13 protein-coding genes are annotated in these 15,849 nt (G+C 67.7%); all 13 read left to right on the plus strand.

What is annotated here, in order from left to right:
• The first annotated feature begins 159 nt into the window (after positions 1 to 159).
• The 13 genes from flgJ (at position 160) to fliE (ending at position 15,817) form a co-directional block, all read left to right on the plus strand.
• The gene (flgJ, locus tag GOY17_RS15420) at positions 160 to 1,107 is read left to right on the plus strand and encodes a flagellar assembly peptidoglycan hydrolase FlgJ (RefSeq protein ID WP_157031057.1); all 948 of its coding nucleotides are present in this window, start codon (positions 160 to 162) and stop codon (positions 1,105 to 1,107) included.
• Positions 1,108 to 1,109: 2 nt separating this feature from the next.
• Complete coding sequence (gene flgK / locus GOY17_RS15425) at positions 1,110 to 2,990, plus strand: flagellar hook-associated protein FlgK (protein WP_157031058.1); 1,881 nt, start codon at positions 1,110 to 1,112, stop codon at positions 2,988 to 2,990.
• Complete coding sequence (gene flgL / locus GOY17_RS15430) at positions 2,987 to 4,186, plus strand: flagellar hook-associated protein FlgL (protein ID WP_115843538.1); 1,200 nt, start codon at positions 2,987 to 2,989, stop codon at positions 4,184 to 4,186. Before flgK ends, flgL begins: the two co-directional genes overlap by 4 nt.
• A gap of 324 nt (positions 4,187 to 4,510) precedes the next feature.
• Positions 4,511 to 5,692, plus strand: coding sequence for a flagellin (locus tag GOY17_RS15435; RefSeq protein ID WP_115843540.1), 1,182 nt, complete (start codon positions 4,511 to 4,513; stop codon positions 5,690 to 5,692).
• A 168-nt stretch (positions 5,693 to 5,860) separates the two neighbouring features.
• The gene (gene fliD, locus GOY17_RS15440; protein ID WP_157031059.1) at positions 5,861 to 7,183 is read left to right on the plus strand and encodes a flagellar filament capping protein FliD; all 1,323 of its coding nucleotides are present in this window, start codon (positions 5,861 to 5,863) and stop codon (positions 7,181 to 7,183) included.
• Between the two features lie 24 nt (positions 7,184 to 7,207).
• Positions 7,208 to 7,600, plus strand: a complete 393-nt coding sequence (fliS, locus tag GOY17_RS15445) for a flagellar export chaperone FliS (RefSeq protein WP_115843544.1) — start codon at positions 7,208 to 7,210, stop codon at positions 7,598 to 7,600.
• 8 nt (positions 7,601 to 7,608) lie between these two features.
• On the plus strand, positions 7,609 to 7,911 hold the full coding sequence (locus tag GOY17_RS15450; protein WP_157031060.1) for a hypothetical protein: 303 nt from the start codon (positions 7,609 to 7,611) through the stop codon (positions 7,909 to 7,911).
• Positions 7,908 to 8,468 carry a PilZ domain-containing protein gene (locus tag GOY17_RS15455; RefSeq protein ID WP_157031061.1) on the plus strand — a complete coding sequence of 187 codons (561 nt, stop codon included), beginning with the start codon at positions 7,908 to 7,910 and terminating at the stop codon, positions 8,466 to 8,468. The genes GOY17_RS15450 and GOY17_RS15455 overlap by 4 nt, the downstream gene beginning before the upstream one ends.
• A 238-nt stretch (positions 8,469 to 8,706) precedes the next feature.
• Positions 8,707 to 9,336 (plus strand): response regulator transcription factor, encoded by a 630-nt coding sequence (locus GOY17_RS15460; protein ID WP_115843574.1) that lies wholly within the window; start codon positions 8,707 to 8,709, stop codon positions 9,334 to 9,336.
• Between the two features lie 1,192 nt (positions 9,337 to 10,528).
• Positions 10,529 to 11,917, plus strand: coding sequence for an RNA polymerase factor sigma-54 (rpoN, locus tag GOY17_RS15465; RefSeq protein ID WP_115845004.1), 1,389 nt, complete (start codon positions 10,529 to 10,531; stop codon positions 11,915 to 11,917).
• Positions 11,918 to 11,924: 7 nt separating this feature from the next.
• Positions 11,925 to 12,308, plus strand: coding sequence for a response regulator (locus GOY17_RS15470; protein WP_115845006.1), 384 nt, complete (start codon positions 11,925 to 11,927; stop codon positions 12,306 to 12,308).
• Positions 12,305 to 13,774: a sigma-54 dependent transcriptional regulator gene (locus GOY17_RS15475; protein ID WP_157031062.1), complete on the plus strand. Its 1,470-nt coding sequence runs from the start codon at positions 12,305 to 12,307 to the stop codon at positions 13,772 to 13,774. The genes GOY17_RS15470 and GOY17_RS15475 overlap by 4 nt, the downstream gene beginning before the upstream one ends.
• 1,674 nt (positions 13,775 to 15,448) lie before the next feature.
• Positions 15,449 to 15,817, plus strand: coding sequence for a flagellar hook-basal body complex protein FliE (gene fliE, locus GOY17_RS15480; protein ID WP_115844879.1), 369 nt, complete (start codon positions 15,449 to 15,451; stop codon positions 15,815 to 15,817).
• The last annotated feature ends 32 nt before the right edge of the window (positions 15,818 to 15,849 follow it).

Genomic DNA, 15,849 nt, shown 5'->3' on the forward strand with positions numbered 1-15,849 from the left:
TCCCCTGCTTGCAGGGGAGGGTTGGGGAGGGGTCGCGAGGCATGCAGTGCCGAGCGCTTCCGTCCCCGACTTCACCCCTCCCCAACCCTCCCCTGCAGTCGCAGGGGAGGGAGTCGCATTTCTGGCGTTCAACGGCACAACTCTTGCCTTGACCCCACCATGCACCTGCGCCCGACCACCGCACAGCCGCTCTCCACGACCGACGCCCCGCGCGCCGATCGTTCGCGCGTGGAATACGCGGCGCAGCAGCTGGAGGCGCAGTTCGCGCAGATGCTGGTCAAGTCGATGCGCAGCGCGTCCTTCGGCGACTCGCTGATGGGCGACAACTCGACCTACCGCGACATGTACGACCAGCAGCTCTCGCGCGAGATCGCCAAGGGCCGCGGCCTGGGCCTGGCGCCGATCATCGTCCAGCAGCTCACGCGCAACGCCGGCGGCGCCAGCGCCACCGTGACGCCCGAAGGCGGCTTCCCGATGACGCCGGCCGCCTCGCCGATGCCGCTGTCGCTCACGCCCAGCAGCGGCGGCGTGTCGCTGCCCGGCATCGCCGCGCCCGCCTTGCCGCGCGTGGAAACGCCGCAGGTCGAATGCGATCCCAACGCGAAGCTCGACTGCTCCAGCCCCGAAGCCTTCGTGCGTTCGGTTTGGCCGCACGCGCAGCGCACGGCGCAGGAACTGGGCGTCGATCCCAAGGCGCTGGTCGCACAGGCCGCGCTGGAAACCGGCTGGGGCCGTCGCCTGGCGAAGGACGGCGGTGATGCCACCTCGCACAACCTGTTCGGCATCAAGGCCGGTTCGAAGTGGAGCGGCAACCGCGTCAACGCCGGCACGCACGAATACGTGGACGGCCAGCGCGTCAGCGAGCGCGCCGACTTCCGCGCCTACGGTTCCATCGGCGAGAGCTTCGCCGACTACGCGAAGCTGCTGAACAACCCGCGCTACGCGCAGGCGCGCGCGGCCGGCGGCGACACGCGCCAGTTCGCGCAGGCGCTGCAGAAGGCCGGCTACGCCACCGACCCCGCCTACGCCGCGAAGATCAACGCGATCGCCGAAGGCGCCACGCTCAACCGCGCGCTCGCCGCGCTCGATGGCAACACGAGAGGCTGACGATGGCCAATGTCCTGTCCACCGGCACCGGCGCCCTGATCGCGTTCCAGCGCGCGCTGGCGACCGTGAGCCACAACGTCGCCAACGTCGCGACCGAAGGCTATTCGCGCCAGCGCGTCGAACTGTCGACGCGCTCGCCCACCGACATGGGCTACGGCTACGTCGGCAACGGCGTGCAGGTGGCCGACGTGCGCCGCATCGCCGACCAGCTCGCGAACACGCGGCTGCTGGAAAGCGGCGGCGAACTCGCCCGCGCGCAGCAGCTGTCGGGCCTGGCCTCGCGCGTCGACACGCTGTTCTCCGACAAGGCCACCGGCCTTGCCGGCGTGTGGTCGAACTTCTTCGACGCCACGACCGGACTGACCAGCAATGCGGCATCGTCCGCCGCGCGCGAGGACGTGCTGTCGGACGCCAAGGCGCTCACCGCGCGCTTCAAGCAGCTCAACAACCAGCTCGATTCGCTGAGCAATGAAGTCAACAGCGGCCTGCGCAGCAGCGCCGAGGAAGTCAACCGCATCGGTGCGGAGATCGCGCGCCTCAACGGGGAGATCGTCAGCAACCCGAACAACGTCTCCAACGACCTGCTCGACCAGCGCGACCGTCTGGTCTCGCAGATGGTCGGCTTCACCGGCGGCACCGCCGTGCAGCAGGGCGACGGCTCGCTCAACGTCTTCACTTCCGGCGGACAGGCGCTGGTGGTGGGCAACACGTCCTCCAAGCTCACCGTCGCGACCGATCCCTATCGTCCCGAACGCGTGCGTCTTGCACTGGACGGCAACGGCCAGCAGATCCAGCTCAACGATTCCTCGCTGGGCGGCAAGATCGGCGGCCTGATGGATTTCCGCAGCGACGTGCTCGATCCGGCGCAGTCGGAACTGGGCCGCATCGCGGTGGGGCTGGCCGAGGCGTTCAACCAGCAGCACCGCGCCGGCATGGACCTCAACGGCCAGATGGGCACGGACTTCTTCACCGTGCCCGCGCCGCGCGTGAACGGCAACGCCAACAACACCGGCACCGGCACGCTGACGGCGAGCGTCGGCGATCTGTCCAAGCTCGACGCGCAGAACGTCGTGCTGAAATTCGACGGCACCGCGTGGAGCGCCACGCGTTCCGACACCGGCGCCAACGTGCCGCTTACCGGCACCGGTACCGCAGCCGATCCGCTGGTGATCAACGGCGTCGAACTTGTCGTCGGCGGCGCGCCGGCCTCGGGCGACCGCTTCCTGCTGCAGCCCACCGCGGGCGCGGCCGGCGGCATCAACGTCGCCATCGACGATCCCAACCGGATAGCAGCCGCCACTCCGGTGAAGGCGAAGGCCGAGCTGGACAACGTCGGCACCGGCCGGATCGGTTCGGTGAAGGTCACCGATTCGACCAACGCCAACCTGCTGACGCCGGCCGACATCGAGTTCATCGACGGCACGCAGTACACCGTCAACGGCACCGGACCCTTCACCTACACGCCGGGCCAGCCGATCAACGCGAACGGCTGGAGCCTCAGCCTCGACGGCGTGCCCGCCGCGGGCGACAGGTTCAGCGTGGGCAGCACCGGCGCCGGTTCCAGCGACAACGGCAACGCGATCGCGCTGGGCAACCTCGACGATGCGAAGGCCTTGAACGGCGGCACGGTGTCGCTCAACGGCGCGATCGGCGGCCTCACCACCACCATTGGTTCGGCCGCACGACAGGCCGACTACGCCGCCGACGCGCAGCAGGTGCTGTACGACCAGGCGCAGGCCGCGCGCGATTCGATTTCCGGCGTGAACCTCGACGAGGAGGCGGCGAACATGCTGCGATTCCAGCAGGCCTACCAGGCCGCTGCGCAGGTGATTTCCACCGCCGACACCATGTTCCAGTCCCTGCTCAGCGCGGTGCGCGGATGAACAATCGCATTTCCACGGCCGGCGCGTACGCGCTGCAACTGGGCACGATGCTGCGCAAGCAGGCGGGCCTGTCGCACACGCAGCAGCAGCTCGCACTCGGCCAGCGCCTGGTCACGGCGAAGGACGATCCGGTCGCCGCCGGCACCGCGGTGTCGCTCGATCGCGCCACGGCCGAACTCGAACGCTTCGGCGAGAACGCGAACCTGCTCGGCAATCGCCTGAACCTTCAGGAAAGCGTGCTCGCGCAGGCCGGCGACCGGCTGGCGCGCGTGCGCGAGCTCACCATCCAGGCCAACAACGCCGCGATGTCGAGCGACGACAAGAAGGCGATCACCGCCGAACTGAAGGTGATCCGCGAAGAACTCATCGGCCTGGCCAACAGCCAGGACGGCAGCGGTCGTTATCTGTTCGGCGGCACTGCCGACGATCACGCGCCGTTCGTGGTGAGCGGCGGCAACGTCAGCTACACCGGCGACCAGCGCCAGCGCGAGGTCGAGATCGCACCTGACCAGTTCGTGTCCGACACGCTGCCGGGCAGCGAGTTGTTCATGCGCGTCAAGACCGGCGACGGCCGCATCGACGGCAGCGCCGCCACGACCAACGCCGGCAGCGGCGTGCTGATGGAATTCGGCCTGGACGATTCGGGCAGCTGGAACGGCGCGAGCTACAGCGTCGTGTTCACCGCGCCCGACGCGTACGAACTGCGCGACGCGGGCGGTGCGGTGATCGGCACCGGCACCTACGCCAGCGGCGAAGGCATCAACGTCGGTGGCCTGAACCTGCGCATCGACGGCGCACCGGCCGCGGGCGACAGCTTCTCCGTCGGCCCGGCCAAGACCAACGACGTGTTCGGCATGATCGACGACCTCGTCGGCGCGCTGGAAATGCCCGACGACTCCCCGCAGCAGCGCGCGGCGCAGCAGAACGCGCTGCAAGCCTCCTTGCGCGATGCGGCGACGGCGCAGGAGCACTTCATCGACGGGCGCGCCACCGGCGGCGCCCAGCTGGCGGCGATGGACAGTGCGGCCGACCTGCGCGAAGCGCAGTCGGTCACGCTGGAAACCACGCTGTCGGGCATCCGCGACCTGGACTACGCCGAGGCGATCAGCCGCTTCCAGCTGGAAAGCACGGCATTGCAGGCGGCGCAGCAGGCCTTCATGCGGCTGCAGTCGAGTTCGCTGTTCGATCTGATGTGACGCGAAGGCGGGAATCCGGCGGCCCGGAATGTCAGGCCCGCCGGAGTCTTGAGCGTTTAAGCGATGGATTCCGCTTCGCGGGAATGACGGCGAAGAAGCAGGGTTGGAACCAGGATCGACGTCGAAACCGTGACGTTTCACACGAATCCCGAATCCCGACTCCCCAATCACGGCTTGTGTCAACCAGGAGCTAAAGGTTTCCCCAGGGGCACCGATATCTAGGTCAGCAGCGGCAAGGGCCGGCAACACCGACCAACCACTGCGGTATTTGCCGGCCGGCGAGCGCTTCGCCGGTGCCCTAACCGAAACCTACGGAGAATCACCATGGCACAAGTCATCAACAGCAACGTGATGTCGCTCAACGCCCAGCGCAACCTGGGTACCAGCAGCGCCAGCCTCGGCACCACCATCCAGCGCCTGTCGTCGGGCCTGCGCATCAACAGCGCGAAGGACGACGCGGCCGGCCTGGCGATCTCGGAGCGCTTCAGCACGCAGATCCGCGGCCTCGACGTCGCCGTGCGCAACGCGAACGACGGCATCTCGCTGGCCCAGTCGGCCGAAGGCGCGATGGTCGAAATCGGCAACAACCTGCAGCGCGTCCGCGAGCTGTCGGTGCAGTCGGCCAACGCCACCAACTCGCAGTCCGACCGTGACGCGCTGAACGCCGAAGTCACGCAGCTGGTCTCGGAAATCGACCGCGTCGCCAACCAGACCAACTTCAACGGCACCAAGCTGCTCGACGGCTCCTTCGCCGGCGCGCTGTTCCAGGTCGGCGCCAACTCGGGCCAGACCATCGCCGTCAACAGCATCGTCGACGCCAACGCCAACGCCCTGGGCAAGGCCCAGTTCGCCGCCGCGCAGACCTCGACCGCCGCCGTTTCGACCGGCACGGCGACCGCCACCGGCACGCTGGCCAGCATGGCCGTCAACGGCGTCACGATCGACACCGTCGACATCGGCGTGGGCGACACGGGCGGCGACGTGGCCAAGAAGATGGCCGCTTCGATCAACGACAAGATGGACCAGACCGGCGTCTACGCCTCGCTGGATTCCAGCAACAAGCTGACGCTGACCTCGATCACCGCGGGCAAGGATTTCTCCTTCACCGCCGGCACGCTGACGGGCGGCACGGGCATCACGATGGCCGAAGCCGGCATCGCCGCCACCGCCACCGCCTCGGCGGGCAGCACGAAGTACATCAAGGACCTCGACATCTCCAGCTTCACCGGCGCGCAGCAGGCCATGGAAATCGTCGACAAGGCCCTGACCAGCGTCAACTCCGCCCGCGCCGACATGGGTGCGGTGCAGAACCGCTTCACCTCGACCATCGCCAACCTGCAGGCGACGAGCGAGAACCTGAGCGCCTCGCGCAGCCGCATCCGTGACGCGGACTACGCCAAGGAAACCGCCGAGCTGACCCGCACGCAGATCCTCAGCCAGGCCGGTACCGCGATGCTCGCCCAGGCCAATGCCGTACCGCAGAACGTCCTCAGCCTGCTGGGCTGATCCACCGCCGGAAGGGGCGCGCGAACCGCGCCCCGATGGCACCCCGGTGGGATGCGCGCGAACGCATCCCTCCGGCTTTTTCCGAAAGGAGTCGCCATGACCGCTCATCGTTCGCCCCGTCCCCTGCCGCCGCGCGCGGTGCACGGTCGACGCGGAGGGTAAGCGGTCATGGCCATTTCCACGCTCGGTTCGGGCATCGACATCCCGTCGCTGGTGTCCCAGCTCGTCGCCGCCGAACGCTCGCCGATCGAAAGCCGCATCGCGCGCGGCGAGAACGCCGCCAAGACGCAGTTGTCGGCGATGGGCTCGCTCAAGAGCATCTTCTCCAGCCTGCAGTCCTCGCTGGAGAAGCTGCGCAAGGACGGCGGCACCGACGCCCGCACGGCGACCGTGCAGGACAAGGCGGGCTTCACCGCCTCGGCCGACACCACCGCGACCGTCGGCGAATACAAGATCGAAGTCGAATCGCTCGCCAGCGCGCACCGCCTCACCTCGCCGGCGAAGGCCGCCGACGCGAAGATCGGCACCGGCAAGCTCGTCATCGAGGCCGGCGACACGAAGATCGAAGTGGACATCGCCGACGGCCGCAACACGCTGTCGGACATCCGCACCGCCATCAACACCGCCGCCGCCGGCAAGGGCGTGCAGGCGAGTCTGGTCAACGCCGACGGCGGCCAGCACCTGGTGCTCACGGCGGTCGATTCGGGCCTGGAAGGCAAGCTGCGCGTGACCACCAGCGGTGGCGACGGCGGGTTGTCGGCGCTGGTCTACGACCCGGGCGTGCAGACGTCCATGACCGAAACCGTCGCGGCGAAGGACGCCGTGGTGAAGGTCGACGGCCTGACGCGCACGTCCAGCAGCAACAGCCTCACCGACCTGCTGCCCGGCGTGACGCTCAACCTCACCGAAGCCAAGCCCGGCGAAACCTTCAGCCTGAAGGTCGCCACCGACGACGCCGCCGTGCAGAAGACGCTGCAGGCGTTCGTCACCGCATACAACGCCTCGATCAGCCTCACCAAGTCGCTCACCGCCTACAACGCCGAGACCAAGACCGCCTCGGCGCTCACCGGCGATTCGATGGTGCGCGGCCTGCAGAGCTCGCTGCGCAACATGGCCAGCGAGAACGTCGTCGCCTTCAAGGCGCTGGGTCTGTCGATCAACACCGACGGCACGCTCGCGCTCAACACCAGCACGCTGACCAAGGCGCTGGGCGAGGATCCGGGCGCGCTGTCGCGGCTGTTCTCGGGCGAGGAAGGCTACGGCGCCGACCTGGAAGGCATGCTCGACAGCGTGCTGGAAACCGACGGCCTGCTCGACTCGCGCAGCGACAGCCTCAACGCGCGCCTGAAGACGTACGACAAGCAGTACGAGGACCTGGATCGCCGCATGGAATCGCTGCAGACCCGCTACACCGCGCAGTTCACCGCGATGGAGCAGATGGTCACCCAGCTCCAGGGCTCCAGCGGCTTCCTTTCGCAGCAATTCGGCTAAAAGAAATACCAGGAGCTCATCGTCATGCTCGGCGCCAACCGCAATTACGCCAACCAGTACCGCAGCACCGGCGTCAGCGCCGCCGTGCTGGAGGCCGATCCGCATCGCCTCGTCGCGCTGATGCTGTCGGGTGCGCGCGATCGCATCCGCCTGGCCGGCGCGTGCCTGGAACGCGGCGACATCCCGCGCAAGGCCAAGGCCATCAGCGACGCCAGCGGCCTGATCACCGGCCTGAGCGGCGCGCTCAACCTCGACGCCGGCGGCGAGATCGCGCAGGGCCTGCAGTCGCTGTACGACTACGCGCAGCAGCGCCTGCTGATCGCCAACAGCGACAACGACGCCGCCGCGCTGACCGAAGTGGACGGCCTGCTGGGCGACATCGAATCGGCCTGGCTCGCCATCGCGCCCAAGCCGTGAGCCACGCCATGACCCACGCCGCCACGCCTGCCGTTCCCGCCCTGCCCGAAGCGCAGGTGCGCGCGGCGATGCACGCGCAGCAGTGGGAGCTGGCGATCGAACTGCTCGCCGAGCACGACCGCGTGCTCCGCGAGACGCTCGGTTCGGAAAAGCTGTCGGGCCTGTCGGCCGAACCGTGGCGCGACCTGCTGGCGCAGCAGCAGGCGCTGCTGGCCGACCTGGTGGTGATGCGCGACGAAACCGCGGCGATCCTCGCGCGCATGGGCCGCGAACGTCGCGGCGCCCTCGCCTACCGGAGCCTGGCCGGATGACCTCGCAGTCGGCGGACCTGGAACTGTTCGACGACGTGCTGGTCCACCAGGACCGGCGCCCGGCGGCGTTCCTGCCCGGTCCGACCAACACCGCCGCCGCGCACGTCGCCGCGGCGCATGCGGAAATGCTGCTCACCTCGCTGGCGCTGAGCGACAACGCGCGCAGCGAGGACGGCGACGAACACGCCGAACCGTCCTCCGCGCTGCAACGCGTCGAGGCCAAGCTCGACCTGGTGCTCGGCCTGCTCGGCACGATGCTGCGCGACCGCGGCGACCTTCCGCCGCCGACCGTGCTGCGCTGGTCCACGCGCGGCGCGCGCATCGACGTCCTCGGCGACGCGCTGGCGATCCGTCCCGGCGCCCGCGGCACGTTGCGCGTGCAGCCGGCCGACTGGCTGCCGGATTGCATCGAACTGCCGGCGCACGTGATCGCCGCCGAAGGCGCCCGCGTCTGGATCGCCTTCGAGCCGATGGCCGCGACGCTGGCCGACGCCCTGGAGCGTCACCTGTTCCGCCTGCACCGCAAGCAGGTCGCCGAAAGCCGGCGCCTGCGCTGATCCCCGACGCCCGGAGCGTGGAACATTCGCGTTCGCCCGGCTGCGAAACCCCAAAATGAATGCGACAGGCCTGACAAAAAGGCCCATACCGGTGCGTCCGGTGCTCGCGGGCACGGTGGAACATTTGTCAGACCCGTCACATTCCGGAAGTGAGCGAATGGTCCCTTCGCGTCACCTCGGCTAAGGTGCCCCGACGGAGAGTTGACGCTTTTGGGGAACGGAGTTGGGCTCGGGGCTGTTGCGCGTACTGATATGCGACGACCACACACTGGTGCGGGCTGGACTGCGGCGTCTGCTGGAGTCCTTCGCCGACATCGAAGTCGTGGCCGAAGCCGCCAATGCCGACCAGGCCGTGGTCGGCTCGCGCCAGCACCAGCCGGACATCGTCCTGCTGGACCTCTCCATGCCCGGCCGCAGCGGTTTCGAGGCGCTGGTGGAACTGCGCCGCGACCATCCGGACTGCCGCGTGGTGGTGATGTCGATGCATGACGATCCCACCCACGTGCGTGAAGCCCTGGCCCGTGGCGCGAGCGGTTTCGTCGTCAAGGAAGCCGCGCCGGCGGAACTGGAAATCGCCATCCGCGCGGCGGCCGCCGGCCGGACCTACCTCAGCCCGCAGGTCTCGGCGCCGCAGTTGTTCGCGCGCCCGCGCAGCGAGGAAGGCGTCGACGCCCTGCCCCCGCGCCAGCGCGAGATCCTCGCCGCATTGGGCGCTGGCCGCACCAGCAAGCAGATCGCCGCCGACCTCGGCATCAGCGTCAAGACGGTGGAAACCCACCGCGCCCGCATCATGGCCACCCTCGGCTGCCGCAACGCGATCGAACTGCTGCGCATGGCGATGCGGTTGCACGATCGGCCGGCGGGCTGAGGTTTTTCTTCGCCGCCGGGTGGCGGCGGTAGCGCCAGCTGCGCGCAGGGTCGGCGCACTTCTGTGTTTCCCGTAGCTGGCATTCTTCATTTGCCGCGGCCTTAAAGAACCCCGTCATCCCGGCGAAAGCCGGGATCCAGGCTTGTAGGGTTTGGGCACTCCGACGTGGCGAACCATCTTCGTCGTCATTCCAGCGGAAGCTGGAATCCATTTCGCTTTTGCGTTCGATCGAGAAGCCAACAGCGCAGCGCTGTTCAGCAACGGCCGTTCACCGCTGAGGCTTCGTTACCCCTCACCCCAACCCCTCTCCCGGCGGGAGAGGGGCTCAAAGCCGTAGCCCCGGCTGTTGCTTATGCTCTACCGCTTTTGCGGTTGCTTCTGCCTTTCCCAGCGACTTAAAGCGAGCCGAGCACCGGAGTCGGAAAAGGGCGAAGAGTCGCCCGCTGTCTGAGCGGAGCGCAGCGTAGCGAGTTCGGGCGACGTCCCTTTTCCGGCGAGGAGCGCAGGGCACCGCCGCGCAGCGGCGGCTCGCGTCAGGAGCGAACGGTTTTGGTTACTTTTGCCAAGACAAAAGTAACCCGCCCTTCAGGGCGGAAGCTGTTGCTCGTGATGTTGATCTTGTTGTTGCCGGGCCGCCCCTCAAGCAGCAGCAAAGCAACAGCATTCAAGCAAGTGCAAAGCTTCCGCTCGCAAGCGAGCGGGTTACTTTTGTTTCGGCAAAAGTAACCAAAACCACCCGCTCCTGACGCGAGCCGGCGCCGCTACGCGACGCCGGTCCCCTGCGCTCCTCACCAAAGAGGGGTCGTCGCCAAAACTCGCGGTGCTCGGCTCGCTTTAAGCGCTGATCAAGGCGCAAGCAACAGCCACAGCAACGGCAAAGGCAAAAGCAAAAGGCAGGGCCCCTTCTGGCCCACCCCTTGCAACACCCCCGCGACGCCACGAACCCGTCACACCCCAAGCGCCAATTCCTCGTCACAAAGCCAAATTGTGACCGCCATCTCCGTGCCCACCCGCGTCACTGCCTGACGCAGGCGCACAGGGCCAGTCAGGAACACGTCGCAAAGTAAGGGCGGCCCCTACAACACGACAGGTTTGCCCCGAGAGATGTCCGGGCACGCCCTGATTCGTTTGCCGTCACCTTCACATCACGATGACTTCCGTGCCGCCGGCTCCGGCGGATGGGGACACAACCGTGAAAGCAACGATGAGCCCGAAGCTCGGGCTGGGCGTCAACCTGACGCCGCAACTGCTGCAGTCGATCCGCCTGTTGCAGCTCACCGCGCCGCAGCTCGAACTCGAGCTTCGCCAGGCGCTGGAGCGCAACCCGCTGCTCGAACAGGACGAAGCCGAGGACGAGGGGGTCGACTCGGCGACGGACGCGCAGCAGGAAGCGGCCGCATGGGACGAGCTTCCGGAGCCGTCGTTCCTGTCCGGCGGCAACGGCGGCGGCGAGTTCGACGACGACGCCGCTTCGCGGATCGCCGACGGGGAATCGAGCGATCCGCGCGTGCGCCTGCTGCAGTCGCTGTCGCTGCAGTGGAAGCCGCGCGACGTCGAACTGGCCGCGTGGTGGCTGGACCAGTGCGACGATCGCGGCTACCTCGAAGCCCCGCTCGACGAACTGCACCTGCTCGGTGCCAGCTCCTGCAATGTCGATGCCACGGAACTGGAAATCGTCCGCCAGCGCCTGCTCCACGGCGAATGGCCGGGCGTGGCCGCGCGCGACGCCGCCGAATGCCTCGATGCGCAGCTCTCGCTGCAGCCCGAATCCGAAGCCCGCACGCTCGCCGCGCGCATCCTGGCCGATCACATCGACCTGCTCGCGATGCACGACGAAGCCGCGCTCGCCAGGGCGCTGAAGGTCGACGCCGAGGCCGTGCGCGCCGCCGTCGCGCTGATCCTCACCCTGCGCGCCCATCCCATCGCCGATGCCGCCGTGAACGAACGCGACATCGTGGTGCCCGACGTCGTCGCCTGGCGCGCCGACGGCCGCTGGCACGTCGCGTTGAACGGCCGCACCGCGCCGCGCCTGCGCATCGCGCCGCATTGCGAACGCGCCCTGGCCGATGCGCCCGGCGACGTGTCCGCGCTGCGCGGCCTGCTCGACGAAGCGCGCTGGCTGGTGCGCGGCGTGGCGATGCGCAACGACACGCTGCTGCGCACCACGCAGGTGCTGGTCGAACGCCAGCGCGCGTTCCTGGAGCGCGGCGAGGAAGCCATCGCCCCGCTGACGCTGCGCGAAGTCGCCGACGCCATCGGCATGCACGAATCCACCGTCTCGCGCATCACCAGCGGCAAGTACCTGCAGACGCCGCGCGGCACGATCGAACTCAAGCGGCTATTCGCCGTACGCCTGGACGGCGCGGAAGTCTCCGGCAGCGCGGTCAAGGCGATGGTCAAGCGCCTGATCGACGACGAGCCCTCGCACGCGCCGCTCGCCGACGACACCATCGCCGGCCTGCTCGCCCGCCAGGGCGTGCGCGTGGCGCGCCGCACCGTCGCCAAGTACCGTGACCAGCTGGCCATCGCGCCGGCGCGCCAGCGCCGCCGTCCGGCCGCTCTCATGGCGAAGGCGGGCTGAAACCATCATGCGTGAACTGCGAATCCTCATCGTCGACGACCATCCGGGCTTCATCAGCGCGGCGATCCGCCACCTGCGCAAGCAGCCGTGGGCGAATGTCGTCGGCACTGCCGGCAACGGCATCGAAGCCATCACCCAGTGCGAGACGCTGCGTCCGGACGTGGTGCTGATGGACATGGCGATGCCGGAGATGGGCGGCCTTCAGGCCGCGCGCCTGATCAAGGCGCAGGACGAACCCCTGCCCTTCATCGTCATCGCAAGCCATTTCGACGACACCGAGCACCGCGAGCACGCCCTGCGCGCCGGTGCCGATGCCTTCGTCAGCAAGCTGGCCTACATCCAGGACGTGCTCCCGCTGCTGGAGCGCCTGGCCACGGAAGAAACCCCATGAGCGAGTCCCGCATCCTCCTGATCGACAACGACCTCGCGCGCGCCGAGCGCGTGGCGACGCTGCTCGAGTTCATGGACTTCACCCCGCGCATCGCGGCCGACGCGAGCGAGATCAACCTCGATCGCGCGCGCGCCACCGACTGGGTCGCCGTCATCGCCGGCGACACCAGCGGCGACGCGGCCGCATGGGACCGTTTTGCCGCGTGGCTGGGCTCGCACCCGATGCATCCGCCGGTGCTCGAACTGCCGGGCCATGGCGACAACGCCAGCTGGCGCGTGCAGATCCACCCCGATTCGGTCTGGGCGCTGGATTACCCGATCCGTCGCACGCAGCTGCAGGACGTGCTGCGTCGCGCGAGCCTCAAGCGCCTGGACGACGACGCGCGCCGCGAGATCCCGCAGGTCGGCCCGACCGGCCGCAGCGCCGCCGTGCTGCGCCTGAACCGCATGATCGATCAGGTCGCCAACTTCGACACGACCGTGCTGATCCTGGGCGAATCCGGCACCGGCAAGGAAGTCGCCGCGCGCGCGATCCATGCGCGTTCCAAGCGTCGCGAGAAGCCGTTCGTCGCGATCAACTGCGGCGCGATCCCGCCGGACCTGCTGGAAAGCGAACTTTTCGGCCACGAGAAGGGCGCTTTCACCGGCGCGCTGACGCAGCGCAAGGGCCGTTTCGAGATGGCCGAAGGCGGCACGCTGCTGCTGGACGAAATCGGCGACATGCCGATGGCGATGCAGGTCAAGCTGCTGCGCGTGCTGCAGGAACGCTGCTTCGAGCGCGTCGGCGGCGGCGCGACGATGAAGTGCGACGTGCGCGTGATCGCCGCGACGCACCGCAACCTGGAATCGCACATCGCCGAAGGCAAGTTCCGCGAGGACCTGTTCTACCGCCTCAACGTGTTCCCCATCGAAATGCCGTCGCTGCGCGAGCGCGCCGCCGACCTGCCGGACCTGATCAACGCGATCTCGCGCCAGCTGTCCGACAGCGGCCGCGGCCGCGTGACGCTGGCCGGCGATGCGGTCGCGATGCTGCAGCAGTACGCGTGGCCGGGCAACGTGCGCGAGCTGAGCAATCTGCTGGAGCGTCTGTCCGTGCTGCATCCCAATGGCCTGGTGCGTGCCGACGACCTGCCGGCGCGCTACCGCTGCACGCTGCCGGCCGAAACGCTGGCCTCGATCGACGCGATCCAGCCGGAAGAACCGGCCCCGGTAATGGCGCTGATGCGCGAAGCCGAGGCGCCGGATCCGTCGACGTTGTCGCCGACCACGACGCTCCCGCCGCAGGGCATCGACCTGCGCGGCCACATCGCGAACATCGAACTGGACCTGATCCGCGCCGCGCTCGCCCAGACCGGCGGCGTCGTCGCCCACGCCGCACCGCTGCTCGGCCTGCGTCGCACGACCCTGGTGGAAAAGCTGCGCAAGTACGGCATCGAACGCGACACGATGGAGCTGGCGGAGCTCTGATTTTTTTGGGCGGGCGGTGGTAGCGCTCGCAACGTGATTCGTGATTCGTGATTCGTGATTCGTGATTCGTGATTCGTGATTCGTGATTCGTGATTCGTGATTCGTGATTCGTGATTCGTGATTCGTGATTCGTGATTCGTGATTCGTGATGCGTGATTCGTGATGCGTGATGCGTGATGCGTGATGCGGGAAGCGTCACCGAAGCCGTCATCTCGGCGAAAGCCGGGACCCAGGCCCGTAACGCACGGGCACTCCTTGTACGGTGAACCACATCGCCGTCGTTACAGCGGAAGCTGGAATCCATTTGCTCTGTGGGGATTTGCGGCAGCGTTGAGCAGGCAACAGCGCAGCGCTGTGCGGCAAAGGTTGTTCACCGCTGAAACTTCGTTACCCCTCACCCCAACCCCTCTCCCGATGGGAGAGGGGCTGAAAGCCGTCATCCCGGCGAGAGCCGGGACCCAGGCCCGTAACGCACGGGCACTCGTTGTACGGTGAACCACATCGCCGTCATTCCAGCGGAAGCTGGAATCCGTTTGGCGTCTGCGTTCGGTCGATAAGAAACACCGCAGCGCTGTGTTGCAAAAGGTTGTTCACCGCTGAGGCTTCGTTACCCCTCACCCCAACCCCTCTCCCGATGGGAGAGGGGCTGAAAGCCGTCATCCCGGCGAAAGCCGGGACCCAGGCCCGTAACGCACGGGCACTCCCTGCACGGCGAACCACATCGCCGTCATTCCAGCGGAAGCTGGAATCCATTTGCTCTGTGGGGATTGCGGCAGCGTTGAGCGGGCAACAGCGCAGCGCTGTGCGGCAACGATCGTTCAACGGTGAGGCTTCGTTACCCCTCACCCCAACCCCTCTCCCGATGGGAGAGGGGCTCAAAGCGGCGCCGTCGCTCCAGTAGCGTCAAGCCTGCTCTTGCTGTAGCTCTTGCTGTAGCTCTCGCTGTTGCTGGGCTTACCGCTGTTGCAGTTGCCCTCGCTTTTCCCAGCGACTTAAAGCGAGCCGAGCACCGGAGCCGGAAAAGGGCGAAGAGTCGCCCGTTGTCTGAGCGCAGCGAGTTCGGGCGACGTCCCTTTTCCGGGGAGGAGCGCAGGGGACCGGCGTCGCGCAGCGGCGCCGGCTCGCGTCAGGAGCGGATGGTTTTGGTTACTTTTTCCGAAACAAAAGTAACCCGCTCGTTTACGAGCGGAAGCTTTGCACTTGCTTGAGTGCTGTTGCTTTGCTGCTGCTTGAGGGGCGGCCCCTCAACAACAAGATCAACATCACGAGCAATAGCTTCCGCCCTGAAGGGCGGGTTACTTTTGTCTTGGCAAAAGTAACCAAAACCGTTCGCTCCTGACGCGAGCCGCCGCTACGCGGCGGTGCCCTGCGCTCCTCACTGGAAAGGGAGCGCCGCGCGAACTCGCTCCGCTGCGCTGCGCTCAGACAGCGCGCGGCTCTTCGTCCCTTTCCAGCTCCGGTGCTCGGCTCGCTTTAAGTCGCTGGGAAAGAGCGACCAGCAACGGCCACAGCAGCAACAGCAAACGCCTGTGCGGGGACCTGCAAGAGCCGCCAAACCAAGCGCCGACCTTCCGTCGCAGAACCAAACCCCCGCGCCAATAACCCGTTCATGAACCGTGGCACGCCGCTTGCCTGTACCTCGCAGGACGACCCGAACGTGCCACGCCACGGACCATGACCGACGCCATCTCCTCCATCCTGTCCCAGATCCGCGCGCACGAAATGCGCATGCGCGGGCCGGACGCCGCGCCGGGCAATGCCATTGCCCCGTCGGCGCTCGCCCCGGGAGCGGCGTCCGGTGCGACGGGGGCGGCCGGCGCGCCGGGATTCCAGCAGACGCTCAACAACGCCATCGACAGCGTCAGCCGCGCGCAGAACACCTCGGGCGCATTGCAGCAGGCATTCGAGCTGGGCGATCCGCGCGCGGATCTGGCTCGCGTCATGGTCGCCATGCAGCAATCGCAGGTCGCCTTCCGCGCCACGGTCGAAGTCCGCAACCGGCTGGTGCAGGCGTACCAGGACGTCATGAACATGCCGGTCTGACGACGGCACACCGCGCTTCCACGAATCCGAAT

This window comes from Lysobacter soli (assembly GCF_009755585.1).
Classification (GTDB): domain Bacteria; phylum Pseudomonadota; class Gammaproteobacteria; order Xanthomonadales; family Xanthomonadaceae; genus Lysobacter_J; species Lysobacter_J soli.